15 protein-coding genes are annotated in these 21923 nt (G+C 46.5%); 8 read left to right on the forward strand and 7 right to left on the reverse strand.

Annotated elements, in window-relative coordinates:
* Positions 1 to 33: 33 nt before the first annotated feature.
* The 5 genes from Q7V32_RS00245 to Q7V32_RS00265 form a co-directional block, all read right to left on the reverse strand.
* Positions 34 to 1080, reverse strand: a complete 1047-nt coding sequence (locus Q7V32_RS00245) for a hypothetical protein (RefSeq protein WP_304894984.1) — start codon at positions 1078 to 1080, stop codon at positions 34 to 36.
* Positions 1081 to 1101: 21 nt separating this feature from the next.
* A complete protein-coding gene (locus tag Q7V32_RS00250; RefSeq protein ID WP_304894985.1) occupies positions 1102 to 2175 on the reverse strand; it encodes an HDOD domain-containing protein in 1074 nt (357 codons plus the stop codon).
* A gap of 4 nt (positions 2176 to 2179) precedes the next feature.
* Positions 2180 to 3415, reverse strand: coding sequence for an HDOD domain-containing protein (locus Q7V32_RS00255; protein ID WP_304894986.1), 1236 nt, complete (start codon positions 3413 to 3415; stop codon positions 2180 to 2182).
* 104 nt (positions 3416 to 3519) lie between these two features.
* The gene (locus Q7V32_RS00260) at positions 3520 to 4800 is read right to left on the reverse strand and encodes an HDOD domain-containing protein (RefSeq protein ID WP_304894987.1); all 1281 of its coding nucleotides are present in this window, start codon (positions 4798 to 4800) and stop codon (positions 3520 to 3522) included.
* A 165-nt stretch (positions 4801 to 4965) separates the two neighbouring features.
* The gene (locus Q7V32_RS00265; RefSeq protein ID WP_304894988.1) at positions 4966 to 5181 is read right to left on the reverse strand and encodes a hypothetical protein; all 216 of its coding nucleotides are present in this window, start codon (positions 5179 to 5181) and stop codon (positions 4966 to 4968) included.
* 107 nt (positions 5182 to 5288) lie between these two features.
* On the opposite strand from Q7V32_RS00265, the gene Q7V32_RS00270 reads away from it, so the two are divergent.
* Both Q7V32_RS00270 and Q7V32_RS00275 read left to right on the forward strand, forming a co-directional pair.
* Positions 5289 to 6992, forward strand: coding sequence for a hypothetical protein (locus tag Q7V32_RS00270; protein WP_304894989.1), 1704 nt, complete (start codon positions 5289 to 5291; stop codon positions 6990 to 6992).
* A gap of 179 nt (positions 6993 to 7171) precedes the next feature.
* Complete coding sequence (locus tag Q7V32_RS00275; RefSeq protein ID WP_304894990.1) at positions 7172 to 7597, forward strand: hypothetical protein; 426 nt, start codon at positions 7172 to 7174, stop codon at positions 7595 to 7597.
* A gap of 176 nt (positions 7598 to 7773) precedes the next feature.
* On the opposite strand, the gene Q7V32_RS00280 is transcribed toward Q7V32_RS00275, so the two are convergent.
* Positions 7774 to 8700, reverse strand: a complete 927-nt coding sequence (locus tag Q7V32_RS00280) for an ExeA family protein (RefSeq protein ID WP_159655105.1) — start codon at positions 8698 to 8700, stop codon at positions 7774 to 7776.
* A gap of 627 nt (positions 8701 to 9327) precedes the next feature.
* On the opposite strand from Q7V32_RS00280, the gene Q7V32_RS00285 reads away from it, so the two are divergent.
* The 6 genes from Q7V32_RS00285 to Q7V32_RS00310 all read left to right on the forward strand — a co-directional run bounded on the left by Q7V32_RS00285 (position 9328) and on the right by Q7V32_RS00310 (position 20681).
* Positions 9328 to 9861, forward strand: a complete 534-nt coding sequence (locus tag Q7V32_RS00285; RefSeq protein ID WP_304894991.1) for a gamma carbonic anhydrase family protein — start codon at positions 9328 to 9330, stop codon at positions 9859 to 9861.
* A gap of 529 nt (positions 9862 to 10390) precedes the next feature.
* Positions 10391 to 11674, forward strand: a complete 1284-nt coding sequence (locus tag Q7V32_RS00290) for a DEAD/DEAH box helicase (RefSeq protein ID WP_304894992.1) — start codon at positions 10391 to 10393, stop codon at positions 11672 to 11674.
* 266 nt (positions 11675 to 11940) lie between these two features.
* Entirely contained in the window at positions 11941 to 12690 is a 750-nt protein-coding gene (locus Q7V32_RS00295; RefSeq protein ID WP_304894993.1) for a hypothetical protein, read from the forward strand.
* Between the two features lie 447 nt (positions 12691 to 13137).
* Complete coding sequence (locus Q7V32_RS00300) at positions 13138 to 16533, forward strand: DUF2126 domain-containing protein (protein WP_304894994.1); 3396 nt, start codon at positions 13138 to 13140, stop codon at positions 16531 to 16533.
* 630 nt (positions 16534 to 17163) lie between these two features.
* On the forward strand, positions 17164 to 19752 hold the full coding sequence (locus tag Q7V32_RS00305) for a circularly permuted type 2 ATP-grasp protein (protein WP_304894995.1): 2589 nt from the start codon (positions 17164 to 17166) through the stop codon (positions 19750 to 19752).
* Complete coding sequence (locus tag Q7V32_RS00310; protein ID WP_304894996.1) at positions 19749 to 20681, forward strand: transglutaminase family protein; 933 nt, start codon at positions 19749 to 19751, stop codon at positions 20679 to 20681. The genes Q7V32_RS00305 and Q7V32_RS00310 overlap by 4 nt, the downstream gene beginning before the upstream one ends.
* Positions 20682 to 20740: 59 nt before the next feature.
* Here Q7V32_RS00310 and hemF read toward each other — a convergent pair whose 3' ends face one another.
* On the reverse strand, positions 20741 to 21652 hold the full coding sequence (hemF, locus tag Q7V32_RS00315) for an oxygen-dependent coproporphyrinogen oxidase (RefSeq protein WP_304894997.1): 912 nt from the start codon (positions 21650 to 21652) through the stop codon (positions 20741 to 20743).
* Positions 21653 to 21923: the final 271 nt, after the last annotated feature.

The following is a 21923-nucleotide window of genomic DNA, read 5'->3' on the forward strand; positions in this document are numbered from 1 at the left end:
ATCATTACGGCAAATCAACAGGAATTGGAGGAATTACGTAAATTGCGGACTGTTAATCGTACCTGGATAAAACCAGTTGCAGAACCGATACAATAATTTTCTAAAAACACTCTTATGGAGGCAATATGGCTGGTCGATTTCGATTTGCCAGCGCCAGTAGTACCATAGCGCAATAGTCGAAGCATCGACATCTTTTACATTGGTCAATAGCAACCATTCCGCCAACACATCACCTTCGTCGGACAAGACGCGACTGACCACCAGCCTTGCCGCTACAGGAATGCCAGGCACAGCCGGCTTTTTGCTTTTCTGCTGACTGGGTTTGGCGGGACGGGTTAGCGTCACATCGGTTTCTGCCACCCACTGCCAATAAGTCTGACCCTGATAACGGACTTCCCGAGTCTTGCTGAACGCCAGCCCTTGCGCCACGGCTTTACAAGCCATGGGCTTAGCCTGGCAGTCCACTTTGGGATTATCCTTGACGCGTACCAGCCAGTGGCTATCCGTCGCTTCCCAGCGGCGGATATGGCCGATGGAATCGCCTTCTCGATCAATCAGGTGGACTAATGGCTTGGCAAAACCTTGTCCGTCCAAAAACTGAATGCAGTCGCTGACTTCATCCAAATGATTTTGGACGATGGGTTGAGGGGTGGCTTCCTGATAGGTCGAGAAACTCCCTTCGCTGCTAACCAGTCGCTGCGCTACCGGCGCCAAGGGCTGTCCCGTTTGGTCGCTAATAATGAGGCTGGTTTGCAGATCGTAGCCGATGTCGGTGTCATGGGTGATCGCGTAAGTGTCCGGTTTGTTGGCATGTTTGTAACTTAAGCGGGACCAGTCATGGACGCATAAAGCGAAGTTCATGCAATGAGCCAAGATGCCGTGGTGCGCGGCGACCGTGAGCGGTTCTTGGCGCTTCGAGAGACTGACCGATTCGTTTTGGTAGAAGCGCCACGCCGCTTGAGTGCTGGCAAAGCTGCTGATTTTGTCAGGCAACGCTTTTAATCCAGCACTCAGGCGTTCACTTGAATTCATGTGTTCAATCACCAAGCGCTGGTAGCGGTCGTTTAGGCGTGAGTCCACGCCGGATAGGCTTTTTTAAAATCATGCGGCATCATGCCAAAATTTACGAAAAGTTGTGTAGATACTTATGCGCAGCAAGGGGATCGTTTCTTCAAGCAACGTAAAGTCGATGTCGTCTTCTCCTTGTCGTTCTGCGAAATACAGCAGGGGAATGATGCCGATATCGCTAATCAGGCCGGCTAAAAGTGCATCCTCCGGATTAACATCATGGGTTTGCTGGGCTAAAACAAAACTCAAACTGGATAAATAAAGGCTTTTTTTCCATAAGCTTTGCATCGCTTTCATCAGTTTTGGATTGTTGCTCTTGAACAGTTGCTTGAGACTGATGCCCAAGACTAAACTGCGCGTTGCGTTCAGTCCTAGTCGCGTTACTGCATCATGGCAGTTTGTCACCGGCGATATGGGTGAGTACAAAGGGCTATTGGCAATTTGAATCAAACTGCCCGTGATGGCCGGGTCAACCTGAATGATGCGCGCGGCCGTGGCGATGTCTATTTCCTTGGCCATGGCCTGTTTCAGCTTTAAGGCCACATCCGGCAAGGTAGGCAAGGTCAGTTTATTTTCCCGGTAAGCCTTGGCAAACTTGGCGAAAAACAGTGATTCGTTGATTTGTTCAGGCAGTTCCAGGTCCTGAATGACGACATATTCTTCCTCTTGTTTACTCTGGCTTGTCCAATGGGCGATCAGATCTGCCGAAACTTCAAGAATCTTCACGTAGGATTGGGCTACACCGGAAGCGCCGAATTTTTTACCGCTGTTAATCGGCAGGTGGGCTCTAAGAGAATCCGCCTGAATTTCAAAAGGAGCTGCGCCGTCCGGCAGCATCGTCAGGGTTCCTTCAAAAAGGTACCAGACCGATGACGTGGCTTGATGAATGAGAAACAGCGTGTCACCGGCAGCATAATGAAGCGTTTTATGGGGTAATAGCTTCACTGTCCTGGTATCCAGTCCTCTTATCGGGACAAATCGTTGAAGAACAGGCAAAGGTTGCTCTGTTTGTTCGATAAAACAGGGACTGTCCACCACCGATTTTGTGACTAATGAGTGTTTTACCGCAACCGCTTTCGCGTTAAAAAACTGTTTTAAATACTTCATCGAATCAGCCTGTAAACAGCTTCATTGTCTCGCTGATTTGCTGTTTGGCGTCCAACAAAATCTGCAGTGACAAGTCGGGCGAAAGTATCTTCTTTTCGAGCTTCTGAAAAGCCGGTAGTGTGTTGATCAACGGTAATTCGCCTTTTTTTTGACTTGCCAGAATATTGTGAAATTTTGCCAGAACGACGATATCGTTGATATCCAATGACTCACTGGTGTTATTAAACCAATTTTCAGTACTGACCGGAACCTTTTTTAAACTATCAGGAAATTGCCATTTCTCAAGCATGTACGAGCCCAATTGGCCCTGTATTTCCGGAATCGCTTCGTCAAGTTCACTGATGAGATAGCTTTCTGCCGGTAAACTGTCTGCGTAAATCAAAATGGGTAATATACCGATGTTATGCACCAGTCCGGCAAGCAGCGCTTCTTCAGGATCGACTTTATTGATGTGTTTGGCCAATATGTAGCTCAAGCTTGATACTTTGACGCTTTGAACCCACGCCTCCTGCATGCGTTTTTTCATTAAGGGCGTGCGGCTTCTGATCAGGTTCTTCATGGTGAGCGCTGTAATCAGATTGCGTGTAGCACTTATTCCCAGCCGGTTGACGGCATCCAGGCAGTTGGTTATCGGGCTAATAGGGCGATAAACCGGGCTGTTGACTACCTGGATTAATTTGGCGGCGATGACCGGGTCGAGATTGATGAGTTTGACAAATTCGGCGATGCCTATGGTGTCCGTATTCGCTTGCCGGATCTTAACCGCGACGTCGGGTAGATTAGGAATATTGAGTTTCCCCTGGGTCAAATTATCCATAAACTGATGGGCAAAAACATTTTGTCCCAGCGTCTCATTTATTTTGAGTTTTGCCGGTAGCTTGTTAGCAGATTGCGGTTGTTTTAAAAGTGTTCGGGGAAGGTAAAGAACCGTGACCTGGGATTTGGCAATGGCGGTCAAGTGATGAAACCGTTCACTCGATAATGGATATAAAGCTTTCATGGTGTCTGACGAGACCATTTGAGCATTGCCGTTATTCACTTCAAGATAGGCCTCTCCGCTGGCTAAATAGACAATCGAATCGGTCTCTTTGCCACTGCTGAAAATAACCATGCCGGGATTAAACTGACAGCTCTTTATTTTCAGCTGCTTAAGGGCTGCGTCATCCAGATACTGGCCAACCGGAATTAAACGCTTCAAGAAACTGACAGGCACTGAAACTTGAGTGCCGGATAACGTCATGTCTTGGATTTCTTCCTGCGAGGAAGGTTCAGTCTTGTTTGATGGTGGGGGTAGGGGCTTTTTTTTGAAAAATGACCAATCCATAAGCGGTGAGTTTGCTAAAGCTAGATAGAAAAAGCGCGTTTTGCTTCGTTGATTTTGTTTTGCGCGTTATGCAGTATGTGTAATGAATTTTCCGGTGAAAGTTGAACATGATCCAGTTTACTGGCTGCGGGTATAGAGGTGATGGCGGGAAGTTGGGCCATGTCAGCGGTACCGATTTTACTGTGCAGTCTGGATAGCACGACGATATCAATCAGGCTCAGTTTATCCTGAGTATGTTGATACCAGTTTTCGGCAAATGAAGGAATCACAACAAGTTCTTCGGGGAAATCCCATTCGCGTAAAATATTCATTCCGACCGGTCCTCTAATATAAGGGATAGCGTCAATCAGTTCTTGTTTGGTGTAATAATTGTCAGGCAGATTCGCAGCGTAGGTCAAAAAAGGGACTAAACCGATATCGCAGATTAATCCTGCCAACAAGGCTTCTTCAGGGTTGACTATTTTGGTTTCTGCGGCAAGAACATAACTGATACACGACACATAAACACTTTGCCGCCAGATGCTTTCCAGCAGTTTTTTGATGGCGCTATTTTTGGCTTGGAATATGTCTTTAATGCAGAGTGAAATAACCAGGTTTTGTGTGGCTTTAAGCCCTATGCGGTTGACGGCTTCCAGGCAGGTTTTAGCGGGATTGACCGTCACGTAAAGAGGGCAATTGGCCACTTGTATGAGTTTTGCAGCAATCACAGGATCGAACTGAATAATCTTGACAGCCTCTGCAATGCCGATGTCTTTCTCCATGGCTTTGCGTAGTTTTAAGGCTACATCCGGCATGGAGGGTACCGGGATATCCTCTTCCATGTAGTTTTGAGAAAACGTTTGTATCAGGTGGCTGTTGCTTAACTGGGCCGGAAAATTCAAACTTAATGAATGGTGGGGTTCGGACGGTTGCATGCTCATGATTTTTTGAGACACTCTGAGTATGCTGACATCGGTTTTTGCTTCTGCTTTCAACGTATGCTTGATTCCGCTGGACAGCGGAAACTTGGCTTTTGCAGTGTGAGCCTCAACTTCATAATTTTTTCCGGCATCATCTGAAATAGAGACTTTGCCGGATAACAGATAGTAGGCGCAATCGGCTTGATCACCCTGATTAAATAAAATGGACTTGGCAGGATATCTCTCGGCTTTTCTATCAGTAGCGAAGGACTCGAGTTTTTCAATACTCAGACTTCTGATGGGAATTAAGGTCTTGAGGATTTCAACAGTTATATTTTCCGCCTCAATCGATTGAGGATGTTTTGTTTTATCGCCTTTGGAAAAAAAATTCTTTAACGACATGCGGATTGCCTTGGAAACACTGAGATGAGGTTAATATACAGGGAGCAATTTTTGCAGGCTAACTTTAATTTAACCCCTTCATTGAGTGAGTCTCAAAAGTCGGTAGCTAAAAAATATTGTTGGAGTATAGCAGAATGATGGGCTAACTTTACTCAAGTCAATGTTTCAGGCAGCAATTCCCTGTTTGATATTTTCAGCGTCATTTTGGGCTGGGGAAAGCCTTTCGAGGAACGCCGTAAACCCCTCTTTGGGGTTTGACGGCAGCATCCCTGATGCCGACATCCTCGTAAAGTTTCGCCCAACCCCTTTTTCCTTCAAATTGATAATTGCTGATGTTTTAGGAGTCTGTTTTTCTTTGTTGATACAGATGTCAATGCTCAACCCGGGTTGCATCTGAAAAAGAACGATTAACAGCTGTTTTTACGTTGCTTGTAATATTGCTTTATTAAGCGCTTTAATCGGCAACTTATGCTGTAGAACAGGAAATAATGAACGGTAATTTAAAAGATTCCAGTGCGGGTTCAATCTCGGATTTACCATTCGACCTCACCAAGCCGTCATTGCTTGATTGGTTGAACGGATTAAATTTACAAGATCCTGAAAAGGCTTGCTGTATGCTTAATGCTGTCTTGAATCAGCTAAACGGCTTGTCTCTGCCGATTAAATTTAAGTGCCAGTTATACGAACAAATCAGTCCGGTTGCGGATAATCTGGTTGATAAGATTGACAGAGTATTACTGGATACAAAGTTTCCGGTAACGAATGATGAAGCCGCTCAAATGGAGGTCGCAGTCAATATTTTCAGGGCTTTGTTTACAGGTTTGCTGGCAATAGGATCGGAACTGGATAACAAGGCTAAAAGTGTATTTACGCGTCAGGAACAGGTGCTTGTTTTATATCTGGCGTTGCACGCTTCAGCTCAAATTCAGTTACTAACGAAGATGATGTATGCCGAATTGGAGGATCATTTTTGGGCGGAATGCTATCGCGTTTTCAAATGGGCTGAAGAATTGGCCCTGATTGATGTGATGTTAACTGACTTAACTTATAAAACCAGGACAATTGATGCGGTTTTCAAGAATATTCTTATTTTTGAAGCCTGTGACTGCCAAAGTTTGAGTCCACGAGAAATGAAAGGGCTCAAGGAGTTGTTGGAGGCTTATGTTGATTATGCTCATGTCGAGGACACCGTTGAAGTGGATGTTTTACAAAATACTTACGGCTTTAATTTTGAAAATGAGACTGCACCTAAAAGGATAGCGGAGCATGATTCTTTTAGCCGGTATTTAGATGTTTTTCCTGTCGCCATGCAAATCAATAAGATGCTGCCTTTAGAGCCGGGAGTGAAAACAGCTCAGCAAAAAGCAATAGGGACGCTTTTAGTTAAGGCCGTAAATTCTTTAAGTCTGGTGCATAGTCGAAAATACAAAAGGCTTGTCGCTCACGGCGAGATAAGTGCCTATTTAGGGTTAGGCAGCATTGTTAATTATCTGGCGGCCGGGCATGAGAAAACGATTAGCAAAAAATTACCTTTGCCTCTTGTCGAGCAAGAAGAAATGCTGGGTTTTTGGAAAGTGCCGGATTTGGATTTAGTGCCTTTAGATACAGAATTCGATTACCAAAAAAAGCAACCGCAATTTTCAAAATCCAAGCCTAAAATCCCATGGCCTGACTTAGGAAAAGATCATGGTAATAAGACACCGGTATCAGGCGCGGGTGATAAAGCGGAAGCGGATAATCCGGCCGCTGCGGGAAGTCCCGAGGTTGATTTTGAATTTATTGATACCAGTATAAAAGGATACGGTTTCATAATGAAGCCGCAAGAGGGACGTGTAAAAGTCGGCGAACTTTTAGGCATTAAACAGAATCAGGGTAAAAGGCTGGAAATTGGTCTTCTCAAAAGAATCAATAAGCTGGATAACCAGTCCATTCGATTGGGCATTGAATTGATTGCGCTGGAATCCGAAGCGGTATGGTCAACCAGTTCTTCCTCAGTCCTTAAAGAAGGTTTTTGGGCTGTATTCATACCTAAAATTACAGCCCTACGGGTCAGAGACAGTTTACTTTTGTCATCCGGAATCATGAGAACTGGCCAGACTGTTAGTTTTGAGAGAAAAGGTCAATTGATGACATTTAAGTTGGGCAGGCTGATGCATAAAACTTCAGCGGGTGATCATTTTGAGTTGGTTTAATGTAATTTGAAATAAGAGATGACGATGGTTTAGTTTGTGTAAGGGGTACTGATCTGTCGGAAAGTGTGGACAAATGCTGGCGTGTCATTTACATCGCTCATTCGATCGCATAGCGAAAGAGTGTTTGAAAATTTGATGAAATCTGATTAATAACCATAACTTTAACAATAGAGGATATTATGAAATCTAAAAAGCTACTTATTATTGGTGTGACCGGTTTAATGGCATTGGCTGGCTGTGAAAAATCTGAAGATACCGAAGCGGCAAAGACTGAAGCGGTTCTACAAGCGCCTGCTGAGGTTAAAAGTGTCACAGAAGTCGTTCCAGCTCCTGCCCCCAGTGAAATCATAAGCGAAGCCGTAGAAACGGTTAAAGAAGTTAATGATGAAGCCGTGACGTCAGCTCAAGGTGCCGTTGAACAGGCTGCCGAGGTTCAATCTCAGGTAGTTGAAGGCGCGCAGGACTCTGCTGCAGCAGTAAACGAGAGTGCAGCTCAGGCCGTTGATGCATCCAAAGATGCAGCATCCAGTGCACTTGATGCGACTTCAAAAGCGCTTGATGAGCTGAAGCCTGCACCAGTTGACGAAACTAAACCGACTCAATAACCGTTTATTAAAGCGTTTGATACTCAGGCATAGGGACATGCCGTTTTAAATGCGGCTTAAGAATTTACAGGCAAATAATGTCAGTTATTGGCTCTTACTCATCCGCCTGCACTTGATTTGAAATTAGTTGAGATTTACTAAAGAGGGTTTGAAACAGGTTTAAATCCTGCTGATCTTTAATGGATTTTAGAGATGTCAACCCCGGTTTTCTCTAAAATTGCACGGCGTAATTTTTCTGCTTCCGCTACTTTTTGCATTAAGTCCGGTTCAGGGCAGTACTTGCCTCTGAAACGTTTAATGCCTCCGGTTTTTCTTTCGTTGATCACTTCAATGATGGTTTTCCAGCCAATTTCCGTAGCATCGTTTGCGAAAGCAAAAACCATGGCCAAATCGCAGATATTGTTGATTAATCTGGGAACGCCAGCCGTGTAATAAAAAATGGCGGCACAGGCTGATCTGTTGAAAACTTTCTTGGTGCAACCGGCGGTCGCTAAGCGGTGTTCTATGTACTGTTCAGTTTCTTCAAAATTAAGCGGGGTCAGATGGTATTCGATGGAAATACGCTGAGCAAACTGGACTAATTGGGGGTCATTCAATTTATCTACGAGTTCAGGTTGTCCAACCAGGATAAGCTGCAGCATGATCTCGTGATGAACATTGATATTGGAGAGCAGACGTAATTCTTCCAGTGTTTCAAGTTCCATGTTTTGCGCTTCGTCTACGATCAGCACGACTCGGCGTTTTTTCTTATTTTGCTCATTGATAAACCGGACGAACAATTCGTAGCGTTCCGCCTTGTTTTTGGTGTCGTGGGTGATGTTAAAAGCCCCAAGAACCCAGGTCAGCAGATCTCCAAATGCGCTATGCGTGTTCGTAATGACGCCAACGGTGCATTGATCTTTAATTTTGCCCAGCATGCTCCGGATCAAAGTGGTTTTTCCAGATCCAATTTCACCGGTAATCACAGTAAATCCTGCATGACTCATCAATCCGTATTGCAAGGTACTGAGTGCTTTTCGATGCTGAGGACTGAGAAATAAAAATTCCGGGTCGGGAATCAGGGAAAAAGGTTTTTTGTTGAGTCCGAAGTATTTTGTATACATGATTGTTCTCTAGCAAACCAATTGGTATTCATGCAATTGATTTAATTAAACATCCTATTATTTCCAGTTGAAGGGCAGCGGTTCTGTTGAGCATAATCAATTTGCCATTCACTTACTTGAAACGGGTAGCCTCAGTTTTCAATGGAAAGGGACTAATTATCGATGATATTGACTGCTTAAACGCATCGACATGCACAGCTGAACCTTTTTTACAAAAATTATAGCCGACAATTGGGGAGTAAGGTGAAATGCATCTGTCAGCACTAACGTGCGAAATTATAGCTCATCTGTCTTATTAGGCGTTCGTTTTCGAATCTTGCGCCCAGTATATACAATCGGCCGGAATTAAACAGTGATAAACTTAACCGCATCTTAAGTCCCGGCATTGATATAAGTAGTAACCGCCTTTTAAAGAAGAACCGCTCAAAAGACCCTTGAACCTTAATGGTCAAGGTTTTGATGTTTCGCTGCCTGAGTCTGCCGTCAAGACTTCATGGATGAGGTCTCAGGCTTTTAAGGCTGACGCCAACCTTCAAAGCCACATTAAATGTTCAAACCGGGAATGGCTGGTTTTATAATCAACGTCAACTGTGATTATTGTTAATGCTGTATAAACAGAGGCAGACTATGGCAATTCGTACTTTTAATGGTAAACAGCCCAAGCTCGGGGCATCCGTCTATATTGACGAGTCAGCAATAGTCATAGGCGATGTGACATTGGAGGACGATGTCTCGGTATGGCCGACAACGGTAATCAGAGGCGATGTAGAATCAATTTTCATCGGTGCCGGAACCAATGTCCAGGACGGTTCAGTTTTGCACGTTTCTCATGCCGGGCCTTATAACCCTCAGGGCTATCCACTCGTGATAGGAAAAGGGGTGACAATAGGCCATCGAGCCGTTGTGCATGCCTGTCAGATTGGCAGTTATTGTTTGATTGGTATCGGGACCATTGTCATGGACGGTGCTGTTTTGCAAGATTATGTCATGTTGGGTGCCGGCGCTTTGGTGCCGCCCGGAAAAAAATTGGACAGTGGTTATCTCTATGTGGGATCACCGGCTAAAGCCGTCAGATTATTAACTGACAAAGAAAAGGCGTTTCTCGAATATTCCTATTTACATTATATAACCTTAAAAAATGAGCATAGGGCGCAAAAATAGTGCATTCAAGACTGTTTTGGCGTTGCTGTAATAATCTCAAAAGGATACAACTTAAGTTGCGGTTGGCGCCCGACAATCCAACGCTTCAAGGTCAGGGCATTAATTTTTGGGTTGCGAAAATCATGCAATCCAACCTGCGCTGAATAATCTGGATGCGCTCAAATTTCAGCTAAACCAGTTAAGATACTTGTTTACGGATTTTGTTTTTTAGTGCTTGAATAAAATCCGGTCAACCCAAAAATATAAGGTAACTACTCGCCCGCTTTGAATTAAGGGTGTAGGTGCTTGATTTCAAAGGACGCATTAATACGTCCCTGTAGCTCTCTGCAACATCCCTGTTGCAGAAGCCTTTTCAATCAACCACCTACACCCACTAAAATTGGAGGGGGTGAGCAGATACAATATAAGTATACAAAGCCTATTGTTGTTGCAAGTTGTTATCCCGGATTAGCCAAAAGGCTTGTCATGATTTTTAGCATAATGGCAACGCCCACTTTCCCTTTAATCCGTCAATTGGATACCAAAATTAATGAACGCTGAGTCAACTACTTCTTTTAAATCACTAGGGCTTGCTGATGAACTTGTCCAGGCTGTGACAGAGCAGGGCTATCTAGTTCCTACGCCCATTCAATTTAAAGCCATTCCGCTGATTCTCAAGGGCTGCGATGTCATGGCAAAAGCACAAACCGGGACCGGTAAAACGGCCGCATTTGCTTTGCCCATGCTGCAGCATTTATCCAAAACGGCCTATAACAAGCCGCGTCCGGTCAGGGCTTTGATATTGACACCTACTCGAGAATTGGCTGCACAGGTGCATGAAAATGTCACCAGTTATGGCAAGCATGTCAATTTGTTTGCCGAGCTGATATACGGGGGCGTGAGCATGAACAGCCAGACCCAAAGGCTACGCAGAGGCTGTGATATTGTTGTCGCGACGCCGGGCCGTTTGCTGGATCATATCCGGCAAGGTCATGTGACCTTTGATGCGCTGTCCATTTTGGTCCTGGACGAAGCGGATCGGATGCTGGATATGGGGTTTAGTCAGGAGATCAACGCAATATTGGCGATGCTGCCATCTGATAAGCAAAGCCTGCTGTTTTCAGCCACTTTGTCCGGCGATATCAAGCATTTGGCGACGCAGTGGTTGAAAAAGCCGGTTGATATAGAAATTGCCGCATCCAGTGTGGCTGCCGATACCGTCATTCAATCCCTTTATCCGATAAAAAGAGAGTACAAACGGGAATTACTTTCCTATTTGATTGGCCACGGTCAGTGGCGTGGCGTTCTGGTATTTGTAAGAACGAAACACGGTGCCGATCGTCTGGGTTTGCAATTGCTCAAGGACGGTATCAAATGCGCTGTTTTGCACGGCGATAAAACGCAAGGCGCAAGAAGTAGAGCGCTGGATGCTTTTAAGCTGGGTAAAGTTCAGGTTCTTGTGGCTACCGATATTGCGGCCAGGGGCTTGGATATCGATCAGTTGCCTTACGTGGTTAATTTTGATTTGCCTTCAGTGGCTGAAGATTACATACACCGTATCGGACGTACCGGGAGAGCGGGGCTGCCCGGGAATTCGGTGTCGCTGGTTTGTCCTGAAGAAGGGATGGCACTAAAAGCTATTGAAAAGTTGTTGAAACAACCGATTCCAAGAGTGCTGGATACCGGTTATGAGCCGGTCAATTTGGAGGCCAAAAAAGAGGTCAAGCCTTCACGGCCTGAAAAAAAACCGATGTCAAAACCGGCCTCATTCAAAAAGCCCGCCAAACTTCAACGCAAGCCGGAGAAAAAACGCTTTAGCGCCGGCAAGCGATGATAGTTCAAGCTTTTCAGGAGTAACTCTCCATTTGAAAGGAAAAGAGCTGGTGGAAGCTTTTTCAGGATGTCGGCAACAGCGATGCTGCTGTCAAGCCCTCATGGAAGGGTTTACGACGTTCCTCGAAAGGCTTTTTCCTGCCCAATATGAGACTGAAGCTATCAAACTGGGAATTGCTGTCAGGATTTTATAAGCATTGACCGCCTGTATGAGGATGATATGCTGTTCAATCTAATAATAATTAACTCAATCACTCAGGAGCAAAGATGTCTTTTTTAGGCTCGTTCTTTAAAAAATCAAAACTTGACGCTGCGATCAAGCATGTCAAGCAAGCTAGAAAAAATGAAGGTGCTAAAGCTGATCAATTGTACAGCACGGCTTACAAAGGCTTTGCCGAAGTTCTGGCAAAAGATTTATTGTTCAGTGAAACACTCTATAACTGGGGTTTTGCCTTACTCCATCAAGGAAAAACCAAATCAGGTGATGAAGCGATAAGTATTTTTGAAGAAGCGCTTTCCAAGTTTAATTTTTGTTTAACCGTAGACCCGGATTTTCTCGGCGCGGCGATTGATGGCGGTTTTACCTACATGGAATTAGCCCGCAGTAAAGGTGTGCCGCCCTCGGATGATCTCTATGAACTGGCAAAGCAAAGTTTTTTGAATGCCAACAGAATCCAGAAAGGTACGGCTTCTTATAATCTGGCTTGCATCTATGCCTTAAGAGATGAAAATGAAGAATGTCTGAAAGCCCTGGATGATTCAGATGAGCACGGCAGTCTGCCCAGCATTGAAGACATTTTGAATGATCCGGATCTCAATAATATGAAGTCACATCAGTGGTTTACGGATTTTATCGAGGGTTTGAAAGTCAAGGAAGCGGAAGCTGCAGAAGATGCGGTTTATAAAACAGAAGCCGCTTTAGATGCAGAGAAGGCCGATAAGGAAGAAGCGCAAGCTTCCGTACCCGTCGTCGAGCCATCCAAGGATTCAGTGGACTCAAAAGAAAAAGCCGAATAAAACGGTTTTATTTTCATATATTTCCACCTGTAATACCGCTGAAGACCGGGATGATTTTTCAGCGGTGAACCCCTCTGCCGTATTTATGACTGCGGTTATTCTCTTGTTGAACATCATGCTTGGCGTCTTGTCTTGATGTCAGATAATTCTGATCCAGTCCCATCTGTTTAGGTTATTCAAGTTGTTCCAAGCGTTTAATTTATTTGGGCTCGAAAATTGCTAATTTAATTTTGTGTAATTTGTGGCTGATGATGCGGGCATTAAATACGCTTTAAAACGGGGCAATCAGTAACTGTGCGGTTGATTTTTAAAAAATCGACGGGCTTTTTTGCACCAAAGTGAGGAGGTTGCACCAAAGAGGTGTTGTTTCTGGGTCATGCCCGGTTTTGCCTTGTTTGTCAGTCATCAGTAGATCGTTCATCTAACGTGCCAAAATAGGAAAAGTATATGACCATTCGGGTGGCTATTAACCACAAGACTAGCTATCAATTCGATCGCGCCGTTTCTCTATCACCTCATGTCTTTAGACTGCGGCCGGCTGTTCATTGCAGAACACCGATAAAAGGTTATGCGCTTCGGATCGAACCTAAAGAACATTTTATCAATTGGCAGCAAGATCCATTTGGTAACATTTTGGCGCGTGTTGTGTTTCCTGATAAATGCCAAAGGCTCAGTGTCGAGGTGGAAGTGATTGCCGATTTGACGGTGATCAATCCATTTGATTTCTTTGTTGAAGAATATGCTGTCGACTATCCCTTTAAATACGATGCCCAATTGTTTAAAGAACTGGAGCCTAATCTTGCGATTACAGAAGACGGGCCTTTACTCACAAAATGGCTTAAAAACTTTAAAAAGGATAAACGCTCGATAAATGATTTTTTAGTCGATGTTAACCGTCAGGTCTTTCAGGATATCGGTTACAACATTCGCATGGAAGTCGGTATCCAGTCCTGTGAGGAAACACTGACCAAACGCAGCGGTTCCTGTCGTGATTCCGCTTGGTTGTTAGTCCAGATCATGCGCCATTTGGGTCTTGCTGCGCGTTTTGTGTCGGGTTATCTGGTGCAATTGACGGCCGATGTCAAATCGCTGGACGGCCCGTCAGGACCTGAACATGACTTTACCGATTTACATGCCTGGACGGAAGTCTATATTCCAGGTGCAGGTTGGATTGGTTTGGATCCTACGTCGGGACTATTGGCGGGAGAAGGCCATATTCCGTTGGCTTGTACGCCGGATCCTGCGAGTGCTGCACCTGTATCGGGCGCGACGGATAAATGTGAAGTATCTTTCGAATTTGATAATTCGGTAACCCGCCTGCATGAAGATCCCAGGGTGACCAAGCCTTACACTGATGAGCAATGGTATTACATCGATGCATTAGGGCAACAGGTCGACCGGCAACTGATAGCGGATGATGTCAGATTGACCATGGGCGGTGAGCCCACTTTTGTATCTGTCGACGATATGGAAGGTGCCGAATGGAATACCCTGGCTGATGGCGATCACAAAAGGGAAAGGGCCCATGCCCTGACGCTTCGTTTGCGTGATACCTTTGCCGCCGGTGCGATGCTGCATTATGGCCAGGGTAAATGGTATCCCGGTGAGCCTCTGCCCCGCTGGCAATACGGGTGCTTTTGGCGAAAAGACGGCTTTCCAGTCTGGCGCAATCCCGATTTACTTGCCGATATCACCAAAGAGCATACATTTACCGTCAAAGACGCTTACGCCTTTATGCGCCAGCTGACTCAGCGTCTGGGTTTGAAGCCGCGATACATCGTGACGGCATTTGAAGATACTTTTTATTATGTCTGGCAGGAAGGCAATATTCCGGAAAACCTGGATCCATTCAAAGTCAATTTGAAAGATTCTCTGGATCGCCGGACATTGGCAGCTGTTCTGGAAAACGATTTAAGCGAGCCGGTTGGTTTTTCCCTGCCGATACAATGGGACTGGTCAGGTCAGCGCTGGCAAAGCGGACCCTGGAATTTCCGTCGCGGGTCTATGTTTCTGATTCCCGGAAACTCTCCGATGGGCATGCGGCAGCCTCTGGACAGTTTGCCCTGGGTTGCCCCCGATAAGCGCGACAGTGGCGAGCCACAAAGCTTATTCCAGGATTTGCCGGAACTGGGCGATTACTATGGCGAGGTGACTCGCCGTTACAGTCATCTCGAAAAGCGGGCCAAAGACCATCCTGAAATAGTTGAACAAGCCGCAGGGGATGAAGAAACAGTGCAAGTGGGTGTGCCGCATACGTCCATTTGCGTAGAAGTCAGAAATGGCATGATGCATGTCTTTCTGCCACCGATGACCTTATTGGAACATTATCTGGAAATAGTGGCTGGCGTTGAAGCGACGGCTGAATCGCTCAAGATTCCTGTCGTGCTGGAAGGCTATGAACCGCCCCGCGATTATCGTATAGAGCGGTTGATGATAACGCCCGATCCGGGTGTGATTGAGGTGAATATCCATCCTTCCAAAACCTGGCAGGAACTGGTTGATAAAACGACCGTGTTGTATGAGCAAGCGCATTTGGTTCGCTTAGGCACTGAAAAATTCATGTTGGACGGAAGACATACCGGAACCGGAGGCGGAAATCATATTACGATGGGAGCAGAATCACCCATTGACAGTCCATTACTGAGACGGCCTGATTTGTTGCGAAGTCTGATTACTTATTGGCAGCATCATCCCGGTTTGTCCTACCTGTTTTCCGGTATGTTTATCGGTCCCACGAGTCAGGCGCCGCGTGTCGATGAAGGACGCGACGAGAAGTTATACGAGCTGGAAATTGCCTTTCAACAAATGCCGGAAGGGGAATCACCCGCACCCTGGCTGGTTGACCGTTTGTTGCGTCACTTACTGACCGATATTACCGGAAATACCCATCGTTCCGAGTTCTGTATCGACAAGCTCTATTCGCCGGACAGTTCAACCGGCCGCCTCGGTATTTTAGAATTGCGCGCTTTTGAAATGCCGCCGCATGCTCGTATGTCGTTGGTGCAGATGGTGCTGTTGCGGTCATTGATCGCTTGGTTCTGGCGTGAGCCTTACAAGCATGAACTTGTCCGCTGGGGGACTGAATTGCATGACCGGTTCATGCTGCCTCATTACGTTAAGGAGGATATGAAGCATGTAGTCAAGGATTTGCAACGGGCGGGCTATCCGTTTGAATTGGAATGGCTGGATCCGTTTTTTGAATTCCGCTTTCCGCGTTACGGTAATACCATGATTGATGATATGGATCTGGAATTGCGTTTTGCGATTGAGCCTTGGCATGTATTGGGTGAGGAAGTCAGCAGGGCGGGCACCGCGCGTTATGTCGATTCGTCAGTAGAGCGCTTGCAGGTTAAGGTAACCGGCTTTACTGAAGGGCGTTACGTTTTATCCTGTAACGGCAGACGCTTGCAGTTGCGTAATACCGGTCGCAAAGGTGAGTATGTGGCCGGCGTACGTTATCGTGCATGGCAGCCGCCTTCAGCGCTGCATCCAACGATCAGTCCGCATACGCCGCTGGTGTTTGACGTAATTGATACCTGGAACGGACATGCGATTGGCGGCTGCACCTATTTTGTCGCGCACCCTGGAGGCCGCAGTTACGATGCTTTCCCGGTGAATGCGTATGAGGCGGAGGCGCGCCGGATTACGCGCTTCTGGGACTATGGTCATACGCCGGGAACGATTATTCGCCCGCCTATGGCTACTTCACCTGTCGCGCCTTCCGATAAGCCGATGGAAGGTCGATTTGTTGTTGCCGGTGCGGAGCCCAGACCTATGGCGCCACCGCAAGAGGAGCCAAATAAAGACTTTCCTTATACCTTGGACTTGAGGTACCGGAACTGATAATAACGTGCTGCAAGGTTTGTCGGGCGATGGCGGCAGCATTTCGGCTGTGGTCATCCCAACTAATCTTGCGTCCCCCTCTTATATAATCGAATTGGTCATTGCTGGTCGAATAGAAAATTGAAGTAATAAAAAAAGACAAAGCTATAATCCTGAAGATGCTTTTGTTGATTAAAACGCGGGTGGGTATTTTTCAGTATCTACCTGGACATTGGCTTTTTAGGATAATAGTCTGCTATTAATTTTGAAAACTATTTGGGTTCAGGAAAAACATTTAAAGCACGAAAACAATCAATGAGATGCCCGGTTGTCGACCTTTACCTAAAAGGTTAATGGTTGATACGGCAACAGACTGAGTTTTTGTATCTTTTGAGCTTTTCGTGGGCTGATTGTGTTTTTTTTACTACTTGTCCACTTTGAATTGAGGGCGTAGGAGCTTGATTTCAAAGGATGCCTAAATGGGTCCATGTGACTCTCTGCAGCATCCCTGTTGCAGAAACCTTTTCAATCAACCACCAACACCCAATAGAATTGGAGGAGGTGAGCGGATACGTTTTTTTAGGTTTAAAGCTCACGGCTTAAATTCGGAACAATGAAACCAGGGTTTCTTTCTCATAATGTATTAATTCAATGGATTCGGAACAGATCAGCTCAAGCAATGCCAATCAAATGAACTGTGATCTGGGGACGCAACACTATGCGACGCAGCTCGGCAGCTATGATGAAATGTATGCTTCCCGGGGTAAAGTTCAGCCCTATTGGGAAAACTTCATGGCCTCGCTCGAAAAAATGGGCGGCGAGGAATTGGCACGACGTCGACAGGAAGCGCAAAGAATTCTTAGGGATAATGGCGTCACTTACAACGTTTATGCCGACTCAAAAACCCAGGCACGACCTTGGCAGTTGGATCCCGTGCCGCTTCTCATCAGCAGCGAGGAATGGGATAAAATTGCCGCCGGTTTGGTTCAGCGGGCTGAACTGTTCAATCTGATATTGCAGGATGTTTACGGCGAACAGAATTTACTGAAAAAACGTTTGGTACCGATCGAACTGATTTATGGCCATGAAGGATTTTTACGTCCCTGTGTCGGCTCATTAAAGGCCAGTCATCAAAAGTTATTCATTTACTCGGCCGATCTTGCAAGAGGGCCTGATGGGCGGATGTGGGCTTTGGGGAACCGGACCCAGGCACCGTCAGGTGCCGGTTACGCCCTGGAGAACCGGATAGTGATGACCCGGGTTTTGCCGGATCTGTTTCGCGATGCCCATGTTCATCGCTTATCCGGATTTTTTCGTTCATTCCGCAGTGGATTGGCGAATCTGGCGGCACATAACAAAGATTTTCCCCGCATCGTCGTGTTGACTCCGGGCTCACTCAACGAAACCTATTTTGAGCACGCTTATCTTTCGTCGCATCTGGGATATACGCTGGTTCAGGGTGATGATCTCACGGTCAGGGATGGGCGGGTCTGGTTAAAATCGCTTCAAGGTCTGCATCAGGTCGATGTGATTCTCAGGCGTGTGGATGATTCATTTTGCGATCCGTTGGAGCTTCGTTCAAGTTCGCGCCTTGGTGTGGCGGGAATTCTGGAGGCGGTCAGAAGGGGCAATGTCACTATCGCCAATCCGTTGGGAAGCAGTGTCTTGGAAAACAATGGCTTGCTGGCCTTTTTGCCGCGTCTGGCCCGCTACTTTTTAAATCAGGAATTACTGCTGCCCTCTGTCGCGACCTGGTGGTGCGGACAAAAAAGAGAATGTGATTTTGTCCTGCAAAATCTGGACAGAATGGTAATTAAGGCGGTTAACCGCAGCGCCATGAAAAGGACCGTCTTTGGTTCTCAATTAAGCCGCCAGGAAAAAGAAAATCTTCGTGCGATGATTTTGGCTAAACCTCACCTTTTTGTGGGTCAGGAAAAAGTAGGGTTTTCAACCGTGCCGGCATTTGTTGACGGACATATAGAGCCTCGCAATGCGATTTTAAGGAATTTTGTCATTGCGGGTGATAACGGTTATGAAGCCATGCCGGGCGGTTTGACCCGGATTGCCAAGGAACGCGACACGTTTGTCGTATCCAACCAGGAAGGCGGCTTGAGTAAGGATACCTGGGTATTGGCGGATAAGCCCGAGCATGAAGTCAGTTTATGGCTGAAGCCGCGCCGTAATCAGTTGGTTGAGCCGGTATTTGAGCCTTTGCCAAGCCGGGCGGCCGATAATCTTTACTGGGTGGGCCGGAATCTGGAACGCTCTGAATCCGCTGCCCGGCTGATGCGCACCGTGTTGCAAAATATACTCGAAAATTTAGATACCACCGACGTAAACTTCAAATGCCGTCATGTTTTGCTTAAAGCGCTGACTCAGGTTACCGTGACCTATCCGGGCTTTATCCGAGGCGATGAAAGCTTATTGAATAAACCTGAAACCGAATTACTGTCTTTGGCGCGCGATCAAAACCGGATAGGGGCGTTGCCGTATTCGTTGAACGCATTTCGTCATTCTGCGTTCAATATTCGAGACCTTTGGTCGCTGGATACCTGGCGATGTGTCGATGATATTCAGCAGCGCTGGCAGCTTCATGTCATTGCGCAGCCTATCTCTATCGAGACATTACTGGATCATCTTAATGAATTGATAACCGGCATTGTCGCATTCACGGGTTTAACCAGTGAGAGTATGGCGCGTGAATCGGGTTGGTTAATGCTGGATAGCGGGCGAAGACTGGAAAGAGCCTTGATGCTGATTGCCTTGTTACGTTCCACCGTGGTGCTGCGTCATGAGGAAGCCGTGCAAAACCGGCTGCTGGAAGCGGTGCTCATTTCAACCGACAGTTTGAGTGTTTATCAGCGCCGCTACCGGTCGTTTATCAAGTTGCCCATGGTGCTGGAGCTTTTGTTAATGGACGAGACGCATCCTCGCTCCCTGGCTTACCAGCTTCAGCAGTTGTGCTCAAATATTACCGCCATGCCTTCTGAACGGCACACTGGAAAATTAAGTCCTCAAGAGCGCGATATTTTTAAGGCCTATACGGACATACGCTTGGTCAATCTGGTTGAGTTGACCAAAGTCAAACAGAATGAAGGGGTTTACAGTCAGCTGGACTCATTGTTGGTCAGTGTCACTGAACGATTATGGCGAGCATCCGACATGATAGCGCAAGCTTATTTCAGTCATGCTCAGGATATCCATCAGTTGACGCCGACCCAATCCGAGGAGGAGCTTTGAGGTTCAATATCACTCACACGACAACCTACCACTACAGTCAGCCGGTAGGCTTGTGTCAGAACGAAGCACGTCTTCAACCTCGGGAATTTTGGCGGCAGCAATGTGTTTCCAGTCGGTTTGAGTTAAGTCCTGAACCCAGTGATTTTAAAGAACGTACCGACTTTTTCGGTAATAGAGTCGCTTACTTTGCAATCCAGCAGTCTCATGCCAAATTGACGGTGACGGCATTGAGCGATGTGATTATCCACTCCGGACTTCAGCAGCAAAATGCCATCAGTTCAATTACGTGGGAAGAGGCGAGGTCAATATTGCAGTCGCCGTTCATTCAGGCTCAGTCGCAGGTAAGGTCTTTAGCTCAGGCCTATTGGGCTGAGGACAATTTTGAGCTGATGGACGCCAGGCAATATTTACTGGATTCGCCTATGGTCGTCAGCAGTGGTGATCTGGCCGGATATGCCGGAGCTTCATTTTTACCGAATAGGCCGCTGATCGATGCGGTCGCCGATTTAATGCGCAGGATTTACAACGACTTTACTTACGATCCTGCGTTTACGACGATTGCAACACCGCTATCCGATGTTTTATTGCACAGGCGGGGGGTGTGTCAGGATTTTGCTCATTTGGCAATCGGCTGTCTGCGCTCATACGGACTTGCAGCCCGCTATGTGAGTGGCTACATTGAATCGACACCGATGCCGGGCGTGCAAAGGCTGGTAGGGGCTGATGCCTCACATGCCTGGTTTGCGGTGTATATTCCCGGTACCGGGTGGTGCGAGTTCGATCCTACCAATAACAAGATGCCGACAGACCAGCATATTACTTTAGCCTGGGGACGCGATTACAGTGATGTGACGCCTTTAAAAGGCGTCGCATACGGGGGCGGTCAGCATACTTTGTTGGTTTCGGTCGATGTGATGCGTGTGAGTTGAAAAGGGCAGGCAACCCTTTTCATTCAGCGCTCAGAGTACTATCAAAAATAGGTAACAGGTTAATCCAGCCAGGCTTGCGGCTTAAGATAGCGGTCGTAAAGCACCGACTCGGGGCTTTCGGGTTCAGGGTGCCAGTTGTACTTCCAATGCGCAACAGGCGGCATCGACATGAGTATGGATTCCGTTCTTCCCCCAGACTGCAGGCCAAACAGCGTGCCGCGGTCGTAAACCAGATTAAACTCGACATATCGTCCGCGCCTATAGAGTTGAAATTCCCGTTCCCGTTCACCGTAAGGCGTATTTTTGCGTTTTTCGACAATGGGCAGATAGGCATCAATATAATGATCAGCAACGCTTCGCATGAAGGCAAAACTGCGCTCAAAGCCCCATTCATTTAAATCATCGAAGAATAGCCCCCCCACGCCACGGGTTTCGTTTCTGTGCTTTAAATAGAAATAGTTGTCACACCAGGTTTTATAGTTTGAGTAAACATCCTTGCCAAAAGGTGCGCAAGCGGCTTGTGCGGTCCGGTGCCAGTGAATGACATCCTCTTCGACCGGATAAAAAGGTGTCAGGTCAAAGCCGCCACCAAACCACCAGATAGGATCTTCACCGGCTTTTTCGGCAACAAAAAATCTGACGTTTGCGTGGGATGTGGGAACGAACGGGTTGAGCGGATGAATGACTAACGAAACGCCCATGGCCTGAAATTGCCGGTTGGCCAGTTCCGGACGGGCTGCTGTGGCAGAAGGAGGTAGATGAGCGCCGTAAACATGAGAAAAGTTGACGCCGCCCTGTTCGATAACTTTTCCGTCGGTCAGCACGCGCGTTCTTCCGCCGCCACCTTCCGGCCGGACCCAGCTATCTTCGGTGAAACCTGTGCCGGGTTCTTGAGTTTCCAACGCGCTGCAGATACGGTCTTGCAGGTTTAGAAGATAAGTCTTTATCTGTTCTATCTCAATTGTATTCATGGCTAGTTAAGGTCTTTTTTAGTTCAATGTGTTTGAAAACCGGAATTGACGTGGCTATTGTAAAGCTATCTTGTTATGAAAGTTTTTAAGTTTTACTGATGCTGTTCGATATTTTTGGCTAAACGTTTGGCGAGAAACGCTGTTGACTCATAGATGCTGACTTTACGGCAGCATCCACAAAAAGCTCTTGTTGACGGAGAATGAACGGAATTCTTTTGTTGCATGGTTATAAAGAAATTTGTCCATTATGTGATATTGGTCACAATATTTA

It is taken from the genome of Methylicorpusculum sp. (assembly GCF_030651835.1).
Taxonomy (GTDB): Bacteria; Pseudomonadota; Gammaproteobacteria; order Methylococcales; family Methylomonadaceae; genus Methylicorpusculum.